The sequence below is a fragment of the Deinococcus humi genome (genome assembly GCF_014201875.1).
Classification (GTDB): domain Bacteria; phylum Deinococcota; class Deinococci; order Deinococcales; family Deinococcaceae; genus Deinococcus; species Deinococcus humi.
Genome location: NZ_JACHFL010000003.1, coordinates 47,357 through 66,582, shown reverse-complemented (window position 1 = coordinate 66,582; position 19,226 = coordinate 47,357). Strand labels below are relative to the sequence as shown.

21 protein-coding genes are annotated in these 19,226 nt (G+C 65.6%); 6 read left to right on the top strand and 15 right to left on the bottom strand.

The window, feature by feature from the left end; all coding sequences use genetic code 11:
• Positions 1–21: 21 nt before the first annotated feature.
• From HNQ08_RS07110 to HNQ08_RS07095, 4 genes are all read right to left on the bottom strand, one after another.
• Positions 22–849, bottom strand: coding sequence for a hypothetical protein (locus tag HNQ08_RS07110; protein WP_229790001.1), 828 nt, complete (start codon positions 847–849; stop codon positions 22–24).
• A gap of 4 nt (positions 850–853) precedes the next feature.
• A complete protein-coding gene (locus tag HNQ08_RS07105) occupies positions 854–2,212 on the bottom strand; it encodes a glycogen synthase (RefSeq protein WP_184129138.1) in 1,359 nt (452 codons plus the stop codon).
• Positions 2,213–2,419: 207 nt separating this feature from the next.
• On the bottom strand, positions 2,420–3,607 hold the full coding sequence (locus HNQ08_RS07100; RefSeq protein WP_184129135.1) for a MalY/PatB family protein: 1,188 nt from the start codon (positions 3,605–3,607) through the stop codon (positions 2,420–2,422).
• A 104-nt stretch (positions 3,608–3,711) separates the two neighbouring features.
• Complete coding sequence (locus HNQ08_RS07095) at positions 3,712–5,358, bottom strand: ABC transporter ATP-binding protein (protein ID WP_184129132.1); 1,647 nt, start codon at positions 5,356–5,358, stop codon at positions 3,712–3,714.
• 160 nt (positions 5,359–5,518) lie between these two features.
• On the opposite strand from HNQ08_RS07095, the gene HNQ08_RS07090 reads away from it, so the two are divergent.
• Complete coding sequence (locus tag HNQ08_RS07090) at positions 5,519–6,361, top strand: phosphatase PAP2 family protein (RefSeq protein WP_184129129.1); 843 nt, start codon at positions 5,519–5,521, stop codon at positions 6,359–6,361.
• Positions 6,362–6,376: 15 nt separating this feature from the next.
• Here HNQ08_RS07090 and HNQ08_RS07085 read toward each other — a convergent pair whose 3' ends face one another.
• Together HNQ08_RS07085 and HNQ08_RS07080 are read right to left on the bottom strand one after the other, a co-directional pair.
• Positions 6,377–6,703, bottom strand: coding sequence for an HNH endonuclease (locus HNQ08_RS07085; protein WP_184129126.1), 327 nt, complete (start codon positions 6,701–6,703; stop codon positions 6,377–6,379).
• A gap of 130 nt (positions 6,704–6,833) precedes the next feature.
• Entirely contained in the window at positions 6,834–7,826 is a 993-nt protein-coding gene (locus tag HNQ08_RS07080) for a DUF1517 domain-containing protein (protein WP_184129122.1), read from the bottom strand.
• An 83-nt stretch (positions 7,827–7,909) separates the two neighbouring features.
• On the opposite strand from HNQ08_RS07080, the gene HNQ08_RS07075 reads away from it, so the two are divergent.
• Positions 7,910–8,299: a hypothetical protein gene (locus HNQ08_RS07075; RefSeq protein ID WP_184129119.1), complete on the top strand. Its 390-nt coding sequence runs from the start codon at positions 7,910–7,912 to the stop codon at positions 8,297–8,299.
• Positions 8,300–8,356: 57 nt separating this feature from the next.
• Positions 8,357–9,208, top strand: a complete 852-nt coding sequence (locus HNQ08_RS07070) for a YtxH domain-containing protein (RefSeq protein ID WP_184129116.1) — start codon at positions 8,357–8,359, stop codon at positions 9,206–9,208.
• Positions 9,209–9,261: 53 nt separating this feature from the next.
• On the opposite strand, the gene HNQ08_RS07065 is transcribed toward HNQ08_RS07070, so the two are convergent.
• The 5 genes from HNQ08_RS07065 to HNQ08_RS07045 form a co-directional block, all read right to left on the bottom strand.
• On the bottom strand, positions 9,262–10,128 hold the full coding sequence (locus HNQ08_RS07065) for a phosphotransferase (protein ID WP_229790002.1): 867 nt from the start codon (positions 10,126–10,128) through the stop codon (positions 9,262–9,264).
• Between the two features lie 8 nt (positions 10,129–10,136).
• Positions 10,137–10,958, bottom strand: a complete 822-nt coding sequence (gene dkgB / locus HNQ08_RS07060) for a 2,5-didehydrogluconate reductase DkgB (RefSeq protein WP_184129114.1) — start codon at positions 10,956–10,958, stop codon at positions 10,137–10,139.
• 83 nt (positions 10,959–11,041) lie between these two features.
• The gene (gene fmt, locus HNQ08_RS07055; RefSeq protein ID WP_229790003.1) at positions 11,042–12,022 is read right to left on the bottom strand and encodes a methionyl-tRNA formyltransferase; all 981 of its coding nucleotides are present in this window, start codon (positions 12,020–12,022) and stop codon (positions 11,042–11,044) included.
• Complete coding sequence (gene def, locus HNQ08_RS07050) at positions 12,015–12,698, bottom strand: peptide deformylase (protein ID WP_184129111.1); 684 nt, start codon at positions 12,696–12,698, stop codon at positions 12,015–12,017. Before def ends, fmt begins: the two co-directional genes overlap by 8 nt.
• A gap of 65 nt (positions 12,699–12,763) precedes the next feature.
• Complete coding sequence (locus HNQ08_RS07045; protein ID WP_184129108.1) at positions 12,764–12,928, bottom strand: hypothetical protein; 165 nt, start codon at positions 12,926–12,928, stop codon at positions 12,764–12,766.
• Positions 12,929–13,322: 394 nt separating this feature from the next.
• On the opposite strand from HNQ08_RS07045, the gene HNQ08_RS07040 reads away from it, so the two are divergent.
• The gene (locus HNQ08_RS07040) at positions 13,323–13,742 is read left to right on the top strand and encodes a hypothetical protein (protein WP_184129105.1); all 420 of its coding nucleotides are present in this window, start codon (positions 13,323–13,325) and stop codon (positions 13,740–13,742) included.
• Between the two features lie 112 nt (positions 13,743–13,854).
• Here HNQ08_RS07040 and HNQ08_RS07035 read toward each other — a convergent pair whose 3' ends face one another.
• From HNQ08_RS07035 to HNQ08_RS07025, 3 genes are all read right to left on the bottom strand, one after another.
• Positions 13,855–14,940, bottom strand: coding sequence for a hypothetical protein (locus tag HNQ08_RS07035; protein ID WP_229790004.1), 1,086 nt, complete (start codon positions 14,938–14,940; stop codon positions 13,855–13,857).
• 114 nt (positions 14,941–15,054) lie between these two features.
• Positions 15,055–15,723, bottom strand: coding sequence for a response regulator transcription factor (locus HNQ08_RS07030; protein WP_039684114.1), 669 nt, complete (start codon positions 15,721–15,723; stop codon positions 15,055–15,057).
• 214 nt (positions 15,724–15,937) lie between these two features.
• A complete protein-coding gene (locus tag HNQ08_RS07025; protein WP_184129102.1) occupies positions 15,938–16,237 on the bottom strand; it encodes a hypothetical protein in 300 nt (99 codons plus the stop codon).
• Between the two features lie 50 nt (positions 16,238–16,287).
• On the opposite strand from HNQ08_RS07025, the gene HNQ08_RS07020 reads away from it, so the two are divergent.
• Positions 16,288–17,247 (top strand): alpha/beta fold hydrolase, encoded by a 960-nt coding sequence (locus HNQ08_RS07020; protein WP_184129099.1) that lies wholly within the window; start codon positions 16,288–16,290, stop codon positions 17,245–17,247.
• Here the strand turns inward: HNQ08_RS07020 and HNQ08_RS07015 are convergent.
• On the bottom strand, positions 17,184–18,431 hold the full coding sequence (locus HNQ08_RS07015) for an MFS transporter (protein ID WP_184129096.1): 1,248 nt from the start codon (positions 18,429–18,431) through the stop codon (positions 17,184–17,186). The two genes, HNQ08_RS07020 and HNQ08_RS07015, sit on opposite strands and share 64 nt — an antisense overlap.
• A 30-nt stretch (positions 18,432–18,461) precedes the next feature.
• On the opposite strand from HNQ08_RS07015, the gene HNQ08_RS07010 reads away from it, so the two are divergent.
• Complete coding sequence (locus tag HNQ08_RS07010; RefSeq protein ID WP_184129093.1) at positions 18,462–19,142, top strand: hypothetical protein; 681 nt, start codon at positions 18,462–18,464, stop codon at positions 19,140–19,142.
• Positions 19,143–19,226: the final 84 nt, after the last annotated feature.

Below are 19,226 nucleotides of genomic sequence, written 5' to 3'. Positions count from 1 at the left end.
ATCGGTTGTGACTCGCCGCCCTCAGCCTGCGGCCAGGATCGGCGTTTCCTCAGTCACGCCCAGCCCCAGTTTCAGGTCGTGAGCCAGTTCTTCGAGGGTATCGCCCCAGGAATCCACGCTCACCCGCGTGATGCCCGCTGCTCGCAGGCGGGTGTTGACCTCGTTCAGCAGGGCGGCGCGGAGGTTGGTGTGCCGCCAGTCGGGGGCGACGCCGGGGGCGTCGAGTCGGCCCTCACCGTCCTCAATGCCCGCCCGGCAGACGCCCACCGCGCGGCCCGAATCGTCCAGCGCGATCACGCTCAGGTGCGCGTCGAAGCCACCAGCGCCATCTGCCGCCGCCTCGGGCGTGACCGCGTGGTGGCCGACACGGTCCTCGTAGGTCCGCAGGGCCTGCAGCCGGGTCTCGGCATCAGGCACATCGGCTAACGGCAACAACCGAACGCCAGCAGGCGGGTCCACATGGCGGTACGGCACGCGCCCGCTCAGGCGGCGGTACGCTCCCACCTCCCGCAACCCGGCCTCCAGCAGACCTTCCGGGGGGAACAGGTAGCCTTCCGCAAACAGGTAGACGCGGCCTACCTCCGCCTGCGCCGCACGCACCAGGAGGAGCGCCACCTCGTCCCGAGCAGGGCCGGGAAACACGCCGCCCACCAGCTCCGCGCCGTGCCGCGGGCTGGGGCGGGTGCCAACGGCCCCCAGCATGTCTCCTGCAGGATCCAGGGCGACGAATCCCGCCGTGCACGCCTCGGTCATCCAGGCGATATCATCCGGGTCCGCACCGTACAGGGCAGCGAATGCGGCTCGCAGTCCGGCGGGGGAAACGACCTGAACCTCCACGCTCGGCGGCACAGGCTCAGCGCCCCAGCCGCCCGTACAACGCCAGATACTGCGCTGCCGGACCCTGCCAGCTGAAATCCAGCGCCATGGCGCGTTCCATCCTGGCCTGCCACGCCTCCGGGCGGTCATACTCGGCCCGTGCCTCAGCGCAAGCGGCGCTCAGGGCTGCCGGGCTGGCTTCGGCGAAGCGGAAGCCGATGTCGGCGGGCACCGTGTCCACCAGCCCGCCGGTCAGGCGCACCACCGGCAGGGTGCCGTAGCGCATGGAGATCATCTGCGACAGCCCGCACGGCTCGAAACGGCTGGGCATCGCAAATGCATCCGCCCCGGCATAGATGCGGTGGGCCAGCGGCTCGTTGAGCCCACCGACGAAGGCCACGCGCGGGTGCTGTGCCCAGCCGGATAGCGCGGCAGTCAGCAGCGGATCGCCGCCGCCCAGCACCACCACGTTCCAGTGGGGCGTCACCTCGGGCAGCGCCTCGATCAGCAGATCGATGCCCTTCTGATCGGCCAGACGGCTGACCACGCCTAGAATCGGCGCGTCGTCCATGGCAAATTCCTCTCGCAGCACTGCAGTGGCCGCCGCCTTGCCCGCCGGATCGGCAAATTGCGGCGCGTCCGGGTCCGTGCGCGGATCCCAGCGCTCCTGGTCCAGCCCGTTGATGATGCCGGTCAGGCGGCCCTCAATGGTCAGGCGGATCAGCAGGCCCTGCAAGCCCTCGCCGTACTCGGGGGTGGTGATTTCCTGGGCGTAATTGGGGCTGACCGTGGTCACGGCGTCCGCGAACACCAGACCCGCTTTCATCAGATTCAGGTCGCCGTGATATTCCAGCGCGTCCGGTCCCAGGGTCCACTCGGGCAGGGCGGTCCAGCGCGCGGCCTCCTCAATGTTCCAGCGGCCCTGGTACTGCAGGTTGTGGATCGTGAACACGGTACGCAGTCCGGCCAGATGCGCGTAGGCCAGTACCAGCCCCGATTGCCAGTCATGACCGTGCACGACGTCCGGCGTGACCCCCACGTGCTGCAGGGCGGTCAGCACGGCCCGCCCGAAGAGGCAAAAGCGATACACATCGTCGTCGAAATACAGCCCTGGACGGTCAAATTCCGGCAGCCCGATAAACAGGTACTGGACGCCATTCTGAACGATCTCACCCACACGCAGCTCATGGATCGGTGAGGAACCGACGGTCAGTTCCGGCGAGGTGCCACGCCAGATTTCAGTGGGCTGCCCGGCCAGTGAGCCGTACCACGGCGAGACCACAGTGGTCTGCGCTCCCTGGCCCGCCAGCACTTCCGGCAAAATGCCCAGTACGTCCCCCAGCCCGCCCGAACGCGAGAATGGAAAGACTTCCGACGCCACATGAACAACACGCATGGGCCTCACTGTACGCGCCTGCACCGCAAATGGGCCGCAGCGGTTGTAGACGAGAATGTCAGACATTCTTCACCGGAAGTTCAGACAGTCGCGTGGCGACCGGACCCGGAAGGTCCATTCCTGTCAGCGTGACGTCTTTTGACTGGCTCGGTGTTTATCAGGGCCGACAGGGTTGTCGCTCAGAAATCTCAACGTCTTCCGTGCTCTTTACTGTGACTCGCCCAGCGCCCGCCGCAGCCGTTCCAGGGCCTCGGTCAGGATTTCACGGCTGGTGGCGAAGTTGAGGCGAATGAAGCCCTGCGATTCGGGCTTGAAGGCCTCGGGAGCGAAGGTGGGACCGTCATGCACGGCCACTCTCGCCTCCTCCAGCAGGAATTTCTGAATGTCTGCGGCATGTGGGCAATCGCGCAGATCCAGCCACGCCAGGTAGGTGCTTTCCACTGGATGGAAGCGGACGGTGGGCAGGTGCTCGCGCAGGTAACCGGTCAGGAAATCGCGGTTGGCACGCAGGTAAGCCACGGTGTCGGCCAGCCAGGGGCCGCCGTCGCGCAGGGCCGCCTGCCACATGGTCACGCTCATGGCCCCCTCGTGGCCCATCAGGCCCCCGGCGGCGGCGCGCACGCGCTTCACGAGTTCGGCGTCGTGGCCGATCATCACGCCGATGCCCAGGCCCGCAGTGTTGAAGGCCTTGCAGGGCCCGGTCAGGGTGATGGTGCGGTCCTGCACTCGTTTGTCGGCGGCAAAGGATTCGAAAGGTCCGTCGGTGAAACGCAGGTCGGCGTGCAGCTCGTCGCTGACGACGTACAGGTTGTTGCGGACCGCCAAGTCGCGCAGCTTCTCCAGTTCCGCGTGCGTCCACACCCGTCCGGTGGGGTTGTGCGGGTGGCACAGCAGCATCAGGCCCGTGTCCTGCGCGGCGGCCTCCATGCCCTCCCAGTCGATCTCATAGCCGTCCGGGCCGTTCAGCAACGCGACAGCCGAGACCTCGCGGCCCTGCCCGGTGATGCTCAGGTGAAAGGGGTGGTAGACCGGGGTCATGGTCAGCACCTTCTCGCCGGGCTGCGTCAGCGCCGCCACCGACGAGTAGATGCCCGGCACCACCCCCGGCAACAGGGCGAGCCCGCCCTCGGGCAGATCCCCCAGACCGTGCGTCTCCAGCTTGGCGCGCAGCAAGCTGTCAAGCACCCCGTCACCCATCAGCTGGTGGTAGCCCAGCCCGCGCTCCAGCCGCTCGTGCAGTGCGGCCAGGATCGGCGGCGCCACCGGAAAATCCATGTCAGCGATCCACATCGGGATCACGTCATCACCGTACAGCGTCCACTTGAGCGAATCCGGGTGGCGCAGTTCCGCAGGGCTGAGCGTGGGGTATGCGGGCCGATTCTCCGTCTGGGTCATGGAGAAAGGATACGCCTGGCGGGCGCTGTAGGGAGACGGCCCAGAGGTCAAGGCACGAAAAAGGGCCGCGCAGACAGCGGCCCTGGCTTCCCTTTCAGCAAGACTTACCTTCGGTCCCCGGTACGTCCCCGCTCGCCGTCCTGCCGCGTTTCGCTGATCTCGCCGCTGCGTCCGCCAGACGCGCCGCCGTGTTCGGAGCTACCGGTCATCAGTAGGCCCAGGCCGGTCTCGGTGGCTTGAGAGGCAGGTACCTCGCCCACCACCTTGCCCTCGTACATCACCAGAATGCGGTCCGCCAGATTCATCACCTCGCCCAGGTCGGCGCTGATCAGCAGTACGGCCAGCCCCTGATCGCGGGCCTCCACGATGCGGGCGTGAATGAACTCGATGGCCCCGATGTCCACCCCGCGCGTGGGCTGGCTGGCCACCAGGATCTTGGGGCCCTTGCGCATCTCGCGCGCCACGATCAACTTCTGTGCGTTGCCACCGCTGTACTGTCCGGCGCGCAGGCTGGCGCTGCGGGGACGCACATCGTATTTCTCGCTCAGCTCCCGGGCATTCCGGGCAATCACGTCCAGATTCAGGAAGCCAAAGCGTCCGGCAAAGGGCGCTCGATCCTGCTCGCCCAGGATGTAGTTCTCGGCGGTGGTCATCTCCAGCACCAGCCCGCGCTCATTGCGGTCTTCCGGGACGTGCGACAGGCCCGACGCCTCCACTTCCTTGACACCTCTGGCCGTCTTGCCCAGATAGGTGATGGTGCCGCTGTACGGCGTCAGGCCGGTGATGGCCTCCACCAGTTCGCTCTGGCCGTTGCCCTCCACACCGGCGATGCCCACGATTTCCCCGGCGCGCACCTGAAAACTCACGCCGTCCACCGCATTGCGGTGTTCGCCCTTGACCACCACGTTCTGCAGGTCCAGCGCGACCTCGCCGGGGGTGGCGGGGGCCTTCTCCACTTTCAGCGTGACCTCGCGGCCCACCATCATCTGTGCCAGCGTCTCGGTGGTGGCCCCCTCGGCAGGAATGGTGCCGATCATACGCCCGTCGCGGATCACACTGATGCGGTCACTGATCTGCAAGACCTCGTGCAGTTTGTGGGAGATAAAGACCACCGCGTTGCCGCTCTTGGCGTACTGGCCCACCAGGAACTCGAACAGTTCGTCGGTCTCGCTGGGGGTCAGCACCGCCGTCGGCTCGTCCAGAATCAGGATGCGCGCCCCCCGGTAGAGCGTTTTGAGGATCTCCACCTTCTGCTGGAGGCCCACCGGCAGCTCGCCCACGATGGCGTCGGGATCGAGGGCAAAGTTGAACTGCTTGATCAGCTCGGCCACCTTGCGGCGCGAGGTGGCGTAATCGATGGCCCCGCCCTTTGTCGGCTCCGCTCCCAGAATGACGTTCTCGGTGACGGTCAGGGTTTCCACCAGCATGAAGTGCTGGAACACCATGCCGATGCCGCGCTTGATGGCGTCGGCAGGATCATTGAAGTCCACCACCTCGCCGTCCACCACGATCTGTCCGGAGGTGGGCGGCTGGATGCCGTACACGATCTTCATCAGGGTGCTCTTGCCCGCGCCGTTCTCGCCGCACAGGGCGTGGACGCTGCCCCACTTGACCTGCATGGAAATATCGTCGTTCGCCAGCACCAGCGGAAAGCGTTTGGTGATGCCCCGAAGTTCCAGCGCGTATTCGGACTGGTGCCGAACCTCTTTCAGCACGTCGGGAGCGGGTGCATTGGGATTGATGGCCGTCATGGAGCAAGTGTAAAGCAGGGGCCAGGGCTGTGGGCCAATCCCTGGAGCGGCGCCGCCGACCCGCACGGTTTTTGCACCGGTTGCCCGAGGTTCCGGGTAAGCCTGCCTGGGCCAGAGTTCCACTCTGTACCGGGGGCCTGTTTTGCCTCAGAATACATTCATGCAATCTTTCTGGCTGGCGGTCACCAATCTGGGCCGTGACGAGGTCTTTATCGTCGTGCTGGCGCTGTATACCTGGCTGTGGAACCCCGGCGGCGGGCGCAATCTGGGAGTGGTCTTTGCGGGCAGCTATCTGGTCAACAGCGCCCTGAAATACGGATTGAACCTGCCGCGCCCCTTTGCCAACGATCCAGGTTCGGTGTCGGACGCCGCGCGGGCCACGGCAGGCGGGCCGAGTCTGCCCAGCGGTCACGCGCAGATGTCGGCAACGCTGTGGGGGGGCATCGCCGCTCAGGTAAGACGGCCCGCCATGTGGGTGGTGGCCATTCTCCTGATTGCGCTGATCGCAGGTTCGCGGCTGGTTCTGGGCGTCCATCTTCCGGTCGATGTGATTGTGGGTCTGCTGCTGGGCGGGATCGCGGCTTGGGTGGCGGGCCGGGCCAGCTTTGTGGATGCCGGAACGTGGCGCTGGGTGGTGCCGGTGATCGTGCTGCTGATCGCGGCCTTTCTCCCTGCCGGCACGCCGCGCGAGTTCGGGACCGGACTGGGCCTGTTCGCCGGGTTCTGGTACGCCCGCCCCAACTTCGCGCCTCCGCGTGATCTGGCCGGGCGGCTGATCGTGGGCGTGGTGGGGCTGATCATCGTCTTTGCCGTGTTCTTCGGGCTGGGAGCCCTGCCGGGGGCCATCAAGGACATCGGGCTGGTGCGGGCGCTGCGTTACGCCATACTGGTGGTGGTGGCGGTCGAAGTGGTGCCCGCCGTGCTGCGCCGCTGGCTGCCCCGCACCTCGCTTCCCGAGACCACCCGCCCGTGCCTCTCTGCCGAGGCCATGCCGCCGCAGTAGGTCAGATCAGGTACGTTACCGCACCCGCACGCTCCGGCTGGCGGGTTGCTGTTTGATCCAGGCCACGAAACGGCGTACGGCCTCGTGCGCCAGCAGCGTGTCCACAGCGTTGTACTCCTGCGCCAGCTCCGCGTTACTGAACGTCTTGTGTAAGAACTTGTGGCACGGCCCGCACAGCATCACCGTGGGCAGCTCCGAAATTTTCGTCCCGCGCCGGCGTCCCTGCGAACGCGGCACCAGGTGGTGTTCGGTCAGGTGCGGCGCGGCCCGCTCGCACAGCGCGCACGTGGGCGGGGGCTGCGCGGGCGGCGGCCAGGAGGATTCAGGCAGGCGGCGGGCCATCGAAGCTGGAGCATAGGCGGAAAGAGCGGGTGCGAGTGTGCTCCAGAGACGGAAAGGCCCTGAACAATGTGCTGAAGGCCGGGCGAGACGACTCCCCGGCCTTCAGCACACTGTCAACGCGCTGTAGTCTCTACAGCTTCGTCAGGTTCGGGTATTTCATGATCGCCTCGTCCTCGCTGAGGAATTCGCCGGGGGCGTCGGGGCTCCACACGACTTCAGCGCGGATCAGGTCCGAGGCGTTGACGCTGCTGATGGTGCTCAGGGCCGCGCGGGCCTCGGCGGCGGTGGTGACTCCGGCGGGGGGCAGGTTGCCCAGTGCATGCGCGGCCACAGCGATGGTCACGGCCAGATACATATCGCCTGCGTCGCCCTTGTACCGGTAGTCGTCGCGGTGGTCAAAGCCGGTCTTGGGATCCTTGTTCTGGTAGTTGCTGGTGGTCTGCTCGGTGAAGGCCGCACGGGCCTCGGTGGCCCAGGCGCCGACCTGACTGTCGGCAGCATTGGGGGCACCCTGCGCGCGTTGCACGTTGCCGTATACCCAGCGCTCGGGGTGCCGCAGGGCCACCAGCGCGGCCTCCTGCAACATGCGGGCCAGCCCGGCGTTGGTGTCGGGATCACCGTTCTGCGCCACGCGTTGCAGCGCCGCCTTGACCTCGTCGCCCTCGGCCAGCAGCAACTGCACGCTGACCGCCTGGGCCGTGCCGCTCAGCGAGCCCAGCGCGCCCAGACCGCTCCCGCTGCCCGTGCTGAGGCTGCGGCGCATATAGCCCACCACCATGAACACCAGCACTCCGATGACGATGATGCCGATCAGGCCGGACCCGCCGCCCCCGCCGCCGTAGCCATAGCCGTACCCGCCACCCCCGTTGATGATGATCGGCCCTGAGTACCCGCCTCCCGAATAGCCGCCCCCGCCGCGCGAGAAGCCGCCTCCACCACTGCCACCGAAGCTGCCGCCGCCCCCACCTCCACCGCGTGAGCTGCTGCCGCCGAAGCCGCCACCCGACTGGGCCATGACGCCTCCCGACAGGCCCAGTGCGCCCAGGGACAGCATCAGGGCCGCCAGCCAGATCAGCAGGCCGCGCGGACGGAAATGTCGAACAGAAGCTCTAGAGGCGTTCATGCCCGCAGTCTACGGTCCGGACGTGTTCAGGGTTGCCTTGTCCGCGTGTTCACCCACAGGCGGTGCCCCGGGTAGACTCGGCTGTGACCTCTGAACCCCGACAGACCATCACGCTGACCCCCGACGAGTGGCAGGCGTTTCAGGACCAGTTGTACGAACGCGATGACCGCCTGGAACGCCGCGCCTCGGGGACGGTGATGGGCCATGACGAGACCGTGGACCCCTATGTGCTCAGCGCCCACGCCGAGGCCCTGCGCAGCAATGACGTCGACGGTGACGTCTGGGGCACGCTGGAAGATATCGACGAGACCGCAGGGGACGAGGAAGAGGCCTGGGCGAAGATCGTCGCGTTCTACCTGGAGCGGGGCTGCGTGCTGGTGCGCGTTACCGATCTGGACGAACCGGAAGACTGGCTGTTCACTGAGGAGCTGGCCCGCCGCCTGGGTCTGACAAAAGGAGCGGCACAGGGGTAAACCCGTTCTGAAGCGTACCTCATCCCACACAGATGAGGGGCGCGTAAGCTGCTTCTCATGTCTAACCGCAAACCTCATTTTCCCATCAAACGTCTGCTGGCCCTGGGGGCACTGATCGGCGCAGGCGCGTACTACTTCAGCCGTGAGCAGAACCGTAAGGCACTGGACGCGAAACTGGCCGAACTGGGCCTGAAGGACGCCGCCCAGGACATGGGCAGCAGCGTCACCAAGGGCTGGGAAAAGACCAAGGACGCCGCCACGCAGGCGGGGAACGTACTCGCCGATAAGGCGGGCGAGGTCAAGGACGCTGCCACCAGTGGCGGGGCCGGAGCCGTCATAGACAAAGCGAAAGAAGTCGCCGGCGACGTGAAGGACGCGGTGGGACAGGCCGCCGGGCAGGCCAAGAACGCTGCAGCGGACGTGGGCAAGACGGCTCAGGCCAGCGGCCAGGACGTGGGCAAGGAAGTCAAAAAGGAAGGTCAGGACGCGGCTGCGCAGGCGCAGGACCGGACAGACCAGCTGAAGACCAAAGCGACGGACGCGGTGGATGGGGCCAGGGATAAAGCGCAGGATATGGCCGCCCAGGCACAGGCCAAAACTGAGCAGGCGAAGGACACGACTCAGCATGCCGCTTCCGCCGCAAAAGATAAGGCTCAGGCCGCCGCACCCCAGGGCGGAAATCAGGCCTCAAACGCTGCCAACCACACTGGAGCCCCGGCTCAGGGCGCCACCCGCGACTTCATCGCCGAAGCCCGCGCTGAGGCCGAGAAACAGGCTGCCAAGGCCGCCGAGGACGCCACCAACCACCAGAGCAGCGACTTGAGCAGCAACGCCCGGAGCGCCACGCAGGGCGCCAATACCACGGACGACGTGAACAAGGCGGCCAACAATACCAAGCGCAACAGCTGAGTTCTGGACTCCATAAAAGCCTCCCCTGGTGGGAGGTTTTTTATGGTCCGGAATCAAAGCCGGGCCAGGGCCGCATCGACAAATTGCGCGTGCCGCCAACGCATCCGGCCCTCAAGCTCCACTTCCAGACCCCATTCGGCCATCTTTCCGCAGGGGCGCAGAGCGGCGCGCAAGTCCCAGTATGCAAGGTGAGCCAGACCTGTACCAGTCTGGCGCCCATAGTCGTCGGTGAAGGCGTGCATGGCATCTGGCCCCAGGAAGAACAGCAGTTCCAGACGCGCGTTGGCCACGTCCGCCAGCGGATCGCCCAGCGAAGCGTCTTCCCAGTCGATCACAGCGCTGAGCCGGCCCCCAGCCCACAGGACGTTGCCAGGCCAGAAATCACCGTGAAGGACAGCGGATGCAGCCATAGGCGGCGGTCCGAACTGTTGCAGCGCATCACGGATGCGGGTCTCGGACAGCGAGTCGTCGAGGATTTCGGGGCGTGGACTGAGGTCAGTCAGGACCGGAAGAAAGGCAAGCTCAGCGGTGGACAAGGCATGGAGGCGAGCCAGAAAAGTGGCCAACCCCCGCACGAATCCGGAGTGGTCGGCAGGGTGGAAATCGGTTGTGCCCTCCGCGAAATCCAGGACCAACAGACCCGGTTGCGCGTATCGCGGCCTGGGGACCGGCAATCCTGCAGCCACAAGCACCCGCAACAATTCGAACTCCTGCCGGGCAATGTCCGGGTTGACCTGCAGGTCACGCCCACCATATTCGCGGACCACCAGACGTTCCACGTGTCCGCCTGACCAGCAAACTTGCAGGGCTGAGACACGGGCGGAAACGCCGCCGGCCAATGGCCAGAAGTGCAGCAGCCGCGCCCCGGTCTCCAACTCCTGAACGAGCGTCTCAAATCGATCTGCAGCAGCAGTGTTCACCCAGGCTCTCAGTCCCAGTCGGGGGCGACGCTGGCCGGATTGGCGAGGCGTTCGCCCTGGCTGTCCAGCGCAACGATACGCCCCATGTCCTCATCGCTCAGCCTGAGGTCAAGGGCTTTCATGTTGCTTGCGAGGTGGTCACGCTTCGTTGAGGACGGAATGACCGAGAAGCCTTGTTGCAAGGCCCAGGCCAGTGCCACCTGCGCGGGGTTGGCGTCGTGGGCCCTGGCAATGTCTTTCAACACCTCGTCTTCCATGACCTTACCCACCGCCAGCGTCATGTAGGAGGTCAGGTGAATGCCTTCCTGCCGGGCGAAGTCGGCCAGCTTGCGGTTTTGCAGGTATGGGTGAATCTCCACCTGATTGGTGGCAATGGGCACGTCGCCCAGCAGTTCGCGGGCCTGTTTCAGGAGTTCGATGGTGAAATTGGACACGCCGATCTTTCGCGTCAGGCCCTGCGAGTGGGCGTCGGCGAGCGCTCCAAGGTACTCCTCGGCACTCACCGGACCGCGCGGGGCGGGCCAGTGAATCAGGGTCAGATCCACGGCGTCCATCTGCAGTTTGTCCAGACTCTCGCGCAGGCTGGGGACCAATTTGTCAGCGCTGTAGTTGTCGGGTTTGATCTTGGTGGTGATAAACAGATCATCGCGCTTCACCCCGCTCTGCGCGATGGTTTCGCCGATCTCGCCCTCATTGCCGTAGCCCTGCGCAGTGTCGATGGCGCGGTACCCAAGTTCCAGCGCGTCACGGACGGAATCCCGGACCACCTGATCTTTCAGGCGGAAGGTTCCCAGTCCGAAGGGTGGCACGGTCCAGTCTGTAGCAGTCATCCCGGCATGATGCCGCGCCGGATGCCAGGGGACAAGAACAGTTTCCTTTATGCGGATCGGCTGTGGATTGACGTGTCGATCGCTCAGTCCGTCGGGGCTGGCTTCCACAGGTCAAAACGCGTGCCCCTTTCCACCCCGGTGGAGGCCGCCCAGAATTGTGCAGGCTGTGCGCGGCGCGTTTCGGGCTGGACAGTCTGCACGCGCACCGCCCCGCTCCCGCAGGCGATGAGCAGCCCGCTTTCGTCCGCTCCCAGCACCTCGCCCGGCTGACCCTCACCCGCATCCACCCTCAGGCCGCCCAGCTTGAGCCGTGCGCCGTTCAGAAAAGCTGTGGTCTGTGGCCAGGCCGCCACCCCGCGGTAGCGGTCCACCACCGCCCGCGCCGGATCGGCCCAGCGCACAAAGCCGTCCTCCTTGACCAGCATTGGCGCGTGGGTGGCCGCTGCGTCGTCCTGGGGTGTCGGCATTAGGTCTCCCCTGGCGAGCCGTTCCAGGGCCGTCACGATCAGCCGCGCCGCCTGCTCGGCCAGCGCGTCCGAGAGTTCTAGACTGGTCCACTGCGGCGCAATAGGAAGCTCCTCCTGCAGCAGAATCGGGCCCGTATCCATGCCGGGATCGGTCTGCATGATGGTGGTCCCAGTAAGCGGCTCGCCGCGAATCAACGCCCACTGGATCGGCGCGGCCCCCCGGTAAGCGGGCAGCAGGCTGGTGTGGGTGTTGAGAAAACCGAATCTGGGAATCTCAAGAACCGGCGCGGGCAGGATCTTGCCGTAGGCACAGGTGACGGCCACATCTGCACCACTGTCCCGCAAGCCCGCCTCGAATTCGGCGTTGCGCCGCAGCTTGAGGGGTTGGGCCAGTGACAGCCCCAGTTCGGCGGTCCGCGCGGCCACTGGCGGTGGCGTCAGCTTCAGGCCGCGGCCCACCGGCTTGTCCGGCTGGGCCACCACCAGCACGACTTCAAACCGCTCCCGGATAGCCTCCAGCACCGGCAACGCAAAGGCCGGAGAGCCGAAAAACGCCACCCTCAGGCCAGACGTTTTTAGGAGTTGAGGGTCACTCACCGCCACGCTCACGGCGCAAGCGGTCCGCCTGGGCCAGATCGCCGATCAAGAGTTTGGATTTTTGCTGCAAAGCCAGCAATTCCTTGCGGTAGTCCTCGGTCACCTCGGGTGGCAGGCGGTCCAGGAACAGCACGCCGTCCAGATGGTCCAGTTCGTGCTGGAACACACGCGCCAGGTAATCCTCGGCCTCCAGCACCCGTTGATTGCCGTCGAGATCGGTGTACCGGACCGACACGGCGCGGGCTCGTGGCACGCCTTCCTCGTAGATGCCGGGGATGCTCAGGCAACCTTCCTGATACGATCTGTCCTTTTTCTTGTTCAGCACACTCACCACCGGATTGATCATCACGAAATCCCGGATCACCCGCGAACGCAACGCGGTTTCCTGGCCCTCGTTCTCCTCCTCGTCGTCCTCGTACTCCACCGCCACGAACAGGCGCACCGGCAGGCCTACCTGGGGCGCGGCCAGCCCCACGCCGCGCGCCTCGAACATGGTCTCCAGCATGGTCTCGGCCACCTGACGGACACTCTGCGGCCCCACGCCAGGAACATTCAGCGTGTCGGGAACATTCAGCGGTTTGGCCTTGCGGCGCAGGATCGGATCACCGTACAGGCGCAGCGGGTAAACGCGCGGCGGCTCGGGAGGGGTCCAGATGGGAGTCGTTTGCCCGGTCATGCTGCTGTTTTACCAGACAGTCGGGCGACGGACAGGGCAATGGGTCAACATGTCCGTGGTTCGGTTCAGGGGCCTTCCCTTTTGCTGAAGACCAGCAGGGTGGCCAGGCCCAGGGAACCGATCAGGCCCAGCACCAGAGGCAGGTCATGGCCGCGCAGAAACGCGCTGGTGGTCAGGACCAACCCACACACGCTAGCGACCAGGGTCAGGGCCAGTCCGGCCCAGGTCACGCCGCGCCGCGAGACCTGAAAGCCCCAGCCAGCCCTGAGGATCGTCCATTTTACTGAGCATAGCCGGGTGGCTCAGCATTTGACATGAGGGGAGCCGGTGAGGATCGCAACTTCAACGACCACAACCGTCCAGCTCTCCACCCGAATCAGCATCGGGGTACGGTGCATTCAGGTGCTTTAAACCCAAGGCCACCGTACATTAATCTCTTGCGAAGCTCATCGAAGCAAATTCTGCTTCTTTAAATTGAAGTGCCTCTATAGTCAACAGGGGACGCAATGTCAAGGTCACGGGGCCTCAAACCGTTTTATGAAACGGGGAGGTCGAATCGAGAAATGTCGGGGGCTTTACAGAAGTCATCGGCGTCATTCATACTCTTGAACTGGAGGCAGTACTATGGCTTATAAGAAACTCAGTGAGCAGGTTCACGAGCTCAACAACCCACAACGCAGTGATACTTTCGTCAAGATGTTCCGCGACGCAGTTCGTGACGGAAAGTTCGAAGCCGCTTACTTGCCCGAGCGCTTTACCATGCCCAAACAGTTTACCCGCCGCGGCAGCGAAGACACCTATCAGCGCGACACTAAGGAGATGCTCTTTGAAGTGACGCCCAAGTTCGAGAAATGGTTCGACGAAGTCAACCGCGAACTGGCTGCCGCGCGCAAAGGAGGCACCATCAAGCCTTCAGTCGAGGCCATTGAGGCCGGTCTGGTGGATTTCAAGAAGATGGCTGCCGAAACCCGCAAGAAGATGCAGGCCAGCTACGAAAAGGGTCAGGCGCTGGGCCAGACCCGTTCCAAGACCAAGCGCAAGTAACATCTGCAGCCTGGGAAGTCGACTTCCCGGCCCACTTCTTCAAGAACGCTGCCGCCAAATGCACTTGGCGGCAGCGTTTTGCAATTCTGTTGGCCTTCCATGTTCTTTCCAGTTATTTGGGATACAGGTCCGTAAAATATGGTGAGGCGGGGTTCGCGCCGCGCCGCAACTGCCCGTATGGAACCACCACACTCTCCGCGCAGGCCGATACGACGTGGGGCAAGGCAGTAGGCGTCAGAGTCAGCCCCCCGCCACTCAGGGAGACGGCAAAGCTGCTGTCCATCTCGCGCAAGGTGTCGTCGCACTCAGAGGCCGGGTCAGACGCCGACGTGGCCAGGTACAACGCCTTCAAGCGGGTGGGGGTCAGGCTGGGCCACAGGGCCGACAGCGGCACTGGCCGCCCGCTGGCCCGGTCTAGAATCAGACCAGAGGTGGCGCTGTCGGGGTGCGCGCCGCCGCAGTAATAGTCGATGTCCTCACGCAAGCTGAGCAGCCGGGACGTCAGCAGCGTCACGGCGGCGCTGAGGTGGTAACCCTCCCCATCGCCGTTTTCAGGCAGATTCGAGGCGCACTCCAGTGCGTTGACAGCGTGGGAGAGCAGACGGTCCTGCATCGCCGCCTGAAGCCCGCTGCTGGCATTGGGCAGACGCGGGTAGCTCAGGCCCGACAGCGGCTCGCGCACGCTTTGACCGTCGGCAGCAACGCTCCAGACCCGGTTCAGCCTGACGAAGGCCAGTGGATCTTTTTTGCGGAGCCTGATCAGGCCCGGTGAGGGGAGCAACTTGAGAGGCAGCGCCGCCACGTTCAGCGGTTCCAGGCTCACCCTAAGGGTGCTGGCGGCACCCGGCACCTTCCAGCTTCCGCGCAATTCACCCTCTAATGAGGTCAGTGTGAAGCAGCCGGTCACCACTGGAGCGGACCCTAGAGATTTGCGAACCTCCTCTTGCAGGATCAGCGTATCGCCGGAATGGAAAGCCGTCAGGCGCAGGTCGCGCTTCCGCCCCGCGTAGAAGTAACGGTTGGCCGCAGGATCGCTGGCGTCCAGCCCTAGAGTGACCGATTTCGTTCCCAAGACACCGGAATACACCCCGGAGCGTACCCAGGCTGGAGCATCCGGCACACCACCGCATTTCTGCAGATCCTGTGCTCCTGCCGAAGCCGACAGAACCAGAATAAGCGGGCAGAGCCATCGGTGCATGGCGACAGCGTAAACCACGAAGGCGGGACAGCGAAAGAGGCCCCGCTGGGGGTCAGAGTTTCGCTGCCCCGGACGGGCGGGTGATGCGGCGAGCGCCGGATGCCCTACAACGCTTCAGGAAGTCTTGAGCGCGTAGCCGATACCACGCACGGTCCGGATAATGCCGTAACCGTCGAGATCGCGCAGCTTGGCACGCATGTTGGCCATATGCACGTCCACCACGTTGCTGTTGCTGGGCAGTTCGCCGTTCCAGACCTCACGTTCGATCTCCTGCCGCGAGTACACCCGGCCCGGCTGACGGGCCAGGAAAGTCAGCAGGTCGAATTCCTTGGGCGACAGGCGAACCTCGTGGCCGTTGTAATGGCACAGGCGTTTTTGCGGATGGATCTCCAGTGCCCCAATAGAGATAACCTCGCCGTGTTGCTGGTGTCGCAACTGCACTTTGACCCGCGCCACCAGCTCCTCGGGGTGAAAAGGCTTGGTCATGTAGTCGTCGGCGCCCGCCTCCAGCAGATTGACCTTGCGGTCTACCGCGTCCATCGCCGTCAGGATGATGATGGGGACGCTGCTGGTCTTTCGCAGGCGACGGGCGATCTCCGCGCCGTCGAAATCGGGCAGGCCCAGGTCTAGAATAACCAAATCGGGACTGCTCTCGCGGGCACTGGTCAGACCGCTCACGCCGTCCGGGGCGCTGAGCACCCGGTAGCCCGCCTGCTCCAGTTCGTACTCCACGACGCGGGTGATATCTGGGTTGTCTTCGATCAGTAAAATGCGTTGTTCCATAATCACCCTCTTGTAAGGCACCTCTGGAAGGCCCCGAAAAAGCGCTGTCAGCGAGAGGGGCATACAACCCCTACCCGTGAGACTCCGCGCCGAAATGGTTAGAGGTCTCCTCTGCTTTCGGACATGGTAGGCGGCCACCCGGTTCTGGGCACGCAAAAACGGTTTACACGTTCTTAACGGCGCGTTGCGCTTTCTTCAGGAATGGGCGTGACCTTTAGAAAGGTGTGTCCCGCTCCGGCACATGAACCGAATCCACCTGCACGCCGTGGCGCAGCAGCAACGTCTTTAAGCGCTGCATGGCCGCCACCGCCCGCGTGCGGTCCTGACGCCGGAAAGCCAGTGTCAGCCGGGCGCTGAGACCGGGGCGCGGTTCCTGCGCCTGGATCTGCAGCGGCTTGCCGAAGGCCGCGTCGTGCATCACGTCCCGCAGAATGCGCGCGAAGGTCAACTCGTCCACGCCGTCCAGCGTGAAAGCGATGCCCTGCACGTCGCCGGATGAGGGTGAAGAGGTCATGTCCGCCAGGGTAACGCGGCGGCCCCTGCGCCCTGCTTTAGACTGCCCCCATGACCGGCGACGCACCACAGGACGATTTTTTCGGGGACGACTTAGATGCAGGCGAGCAGGGAGAGGGGGTCTACATCGAGCGCCTGAACGGGGCGGACCTTTATTTCGAGGTTGCGGGCAACCTCGACTCCGGCGAGACGCCGCTGATCTACCTGCATGGCGGCCCTGGCTACAACAGTTATTCGTTCCGGGAACTGTTCGGCGAGTCCCTGGAACGCCCGGCGGTCTACCTGGATGGGCGCGGCAGTGGACGGAGCGGCCCGCTGGAAGACACCGAGCAGGGGCACGAAACCCTTGATCTGGATACGCTGGTGGCCGATCTCGAGGCCGTGCGCGACTTTCTGGGTCTTGAGAAGATCATCCCCCTCGGCCACGGCTTCGGGGCGTTGATCGCCCTGGAATACGCCCGCCGCCACCCAACCCAGACCGAGCGTGTGGTGGTGGTCGGCCCCTGGATTCACTTTCCGGCGCTGGCCCTAACCCTGCTCACTGAGGCCAGCGCCCTGCGCGGTGTGGAACTGGATGACCCTGCCGGGGCGATCCGCGCCAGCACGCCCGAAGGGCAGCACCCCCAGGTGGGCGACGCGCGGGTGCAGGCGGCCTTCAGCCTGCTGAACGCCCGTGACCTGCTCAATGCTCTGGAATTTGTGGACGCTCCCAGCCGCATGCGGCTGGAGTTCGTGGACGTGGAGAGCCAGCTCGTGGGCGGCGGCGAGGTGCAGGAGGCACTGGTCAACCAGGGCATGTGGGAATTCGAATACCTGCCCTTCCTGGCCGAACTGCGCCGCCCGGTCTACGTGATCGTGGGCGTGCAGGACCGCACCAGTTACCCCGAACAGGTGCAGTACCTGGCCGATCTGGCCGACGCGGACGTGACCGTGCTGGACACCGGGCACTACCCCTGGCTCGACGATGAGGAGGGGTTCGCCGAGGCGCTGGAGGACGCGCTGAGACGCTGACGGCGCAGCGCAGCCGGCCACAGCGGCGTCAGGACCAGCAGCAGCCCCACGAGGCCAAGCATCAGCCCCGGGGTGGGCAGCGGCAGGGCGGCCAGCCCCGCGCCCAGGCTGAGCGCCACGGCGTTGACGCCCATCAGCGCGCCGATCACGCGCCCCCGCACCCCCGGCTCGATGATCTGCTGGGAACGGGTGGTCACAGCCACCTCCAATAACCCCAGGCCCAGACCGAAGACGGCGGCCCCGGCCCACCACGCGGGAACGGAGACGAGGATGAAGCCCAGCGTTCCGGCCAGCAGCACCCAGCGGCCCGCGCTGATCAGAGCGTCGAGGGACCAGCGGGCCGTCAGCGGCGTGACCAGCACAATGCCCAGCAGGACTCCGCCCGAGATCAGCATCTCGAAGACGGCGTAATCGGCCGCCCCGCGCCCGTGCAGCGCCATCTGCAACGGGGCGCGGGTGTTCATCACGTTCATGGCCAGATTCAGTGCAAAGCTCATGCCCATCAGGGCCAGCAGCAGCGGTGAGGCGCCAATCACTCTCAGCCCGGCGCGCAGATCGGCCAGCGGCTGAAGCCGCCCTCCCCCGTGCGCGGCGGAGAGGTGAGGCAGGGCTAGCGCCGCCGCACATAGTGCCAGCACCAGCGGGACGCCCACCAGCAGCGCGCCCGCCGCCCCGAAGGCGTGGATCAGCCCGCCACCCAGTCCGAAGCCGAGCAGCGGCGCGCCCATCAACGCGCCGCTGCTCAGGCTGTTGGCGCGGGCCAGTGCGTCCGGCTCAACCACACGCGGCACCAGGGCGCTGCCCGCCGTGTAGGCCAGCGTGGACAGCAGGCCATTGAGAAATGCCAGCGCCAGCAGGGCAGCCAGGGGCAGCGTCCCGAACTGACCCCACAGCCCCACCCCCAGCACCGCCAGTCCTCTAACCCCGGCGCTGAAGGCCAGCAGGCCGCGCGGGGCCAGGCGATCGGCCAGCCCGCCCACCAACGGTCCCAGAAAACGCGGCAGGCTTCCGGCCAGCACCACCAGTCCCACCGCCCCCGCGCCGCCCATGCCTCTGCCAACGGCCAGGGCCAGGTACGGCAGGGCAACATAGACGATGGCGTCGCCCAGCGCGGTCAGGGCGACGCCCGCCCAGTACAGCCAGAAGGCGCGGGACAGCTGGGCGGGGGCAAAGGTGGTGGTCATGGCCGCAGCTTCCGGCGTATCCTACCGAAAATGCCGCACACCATTTTGGGTTCGTATTCGGGCGAATGGTTCACCGCCAGCACCGCGGAACAGGCCCGGCTGCTCAGCGATCCGGTGGCCCTGCGTCATCTGGAGCCGTTCATGGGCCGGGCGCTGGGGGCCGGGGCCGCGGCCCAGAGGGCGGGGGTCAGCGTGGAGCGAATGCTGTACCGCGTGCGGCAGTTCCTGGAGGCCGGACTGCTGCAGGAGGTGGGACAGGAAAAACGCGCTGGCCGACCGGTCAGGCTGTACCGCGCGCCGGGGGGACTGCGGGTGCCGTTTGCCCTGACACCCTTCGCCGATCTGGAGGCTCAGGTCGCCCGGCACAGCGGCCCCTATGACCGGTTACGGGCAAGGGCCTCGGGCCGCCGGTTGCAGCGTCTGGACAACCATGCCCGGTTGATCTACCGCGACGAGAGTGGCAAGGTGCATTCCGAGACAGAAGCGCCGGAGCCGGAGACGCTGGCGGCCTTCCCGAGCCGCGATTTCGTGGGCGTCATGTGGCTGGACGACACTACCGCCCGCCGCATGTCGAGCCTGCTGGACGAGTGGCGCGATCTGCTGGGCAGTGTCAGTTCCGCACGCGACGGCACGCAGCCCTATCTGGTTCAGATGGTCCTGCTGGCCCTCAATCCCCACGAGCCGGACGAGTTGTCGGGCCCGCCGGGCTGAACTCCAGCCGTGCCCGCATGAGTCCTCGGGGCACGCGGCGCAAATCTGCCACATACCCTTTCTGGTTTGCCGTAGGTTGTGGGA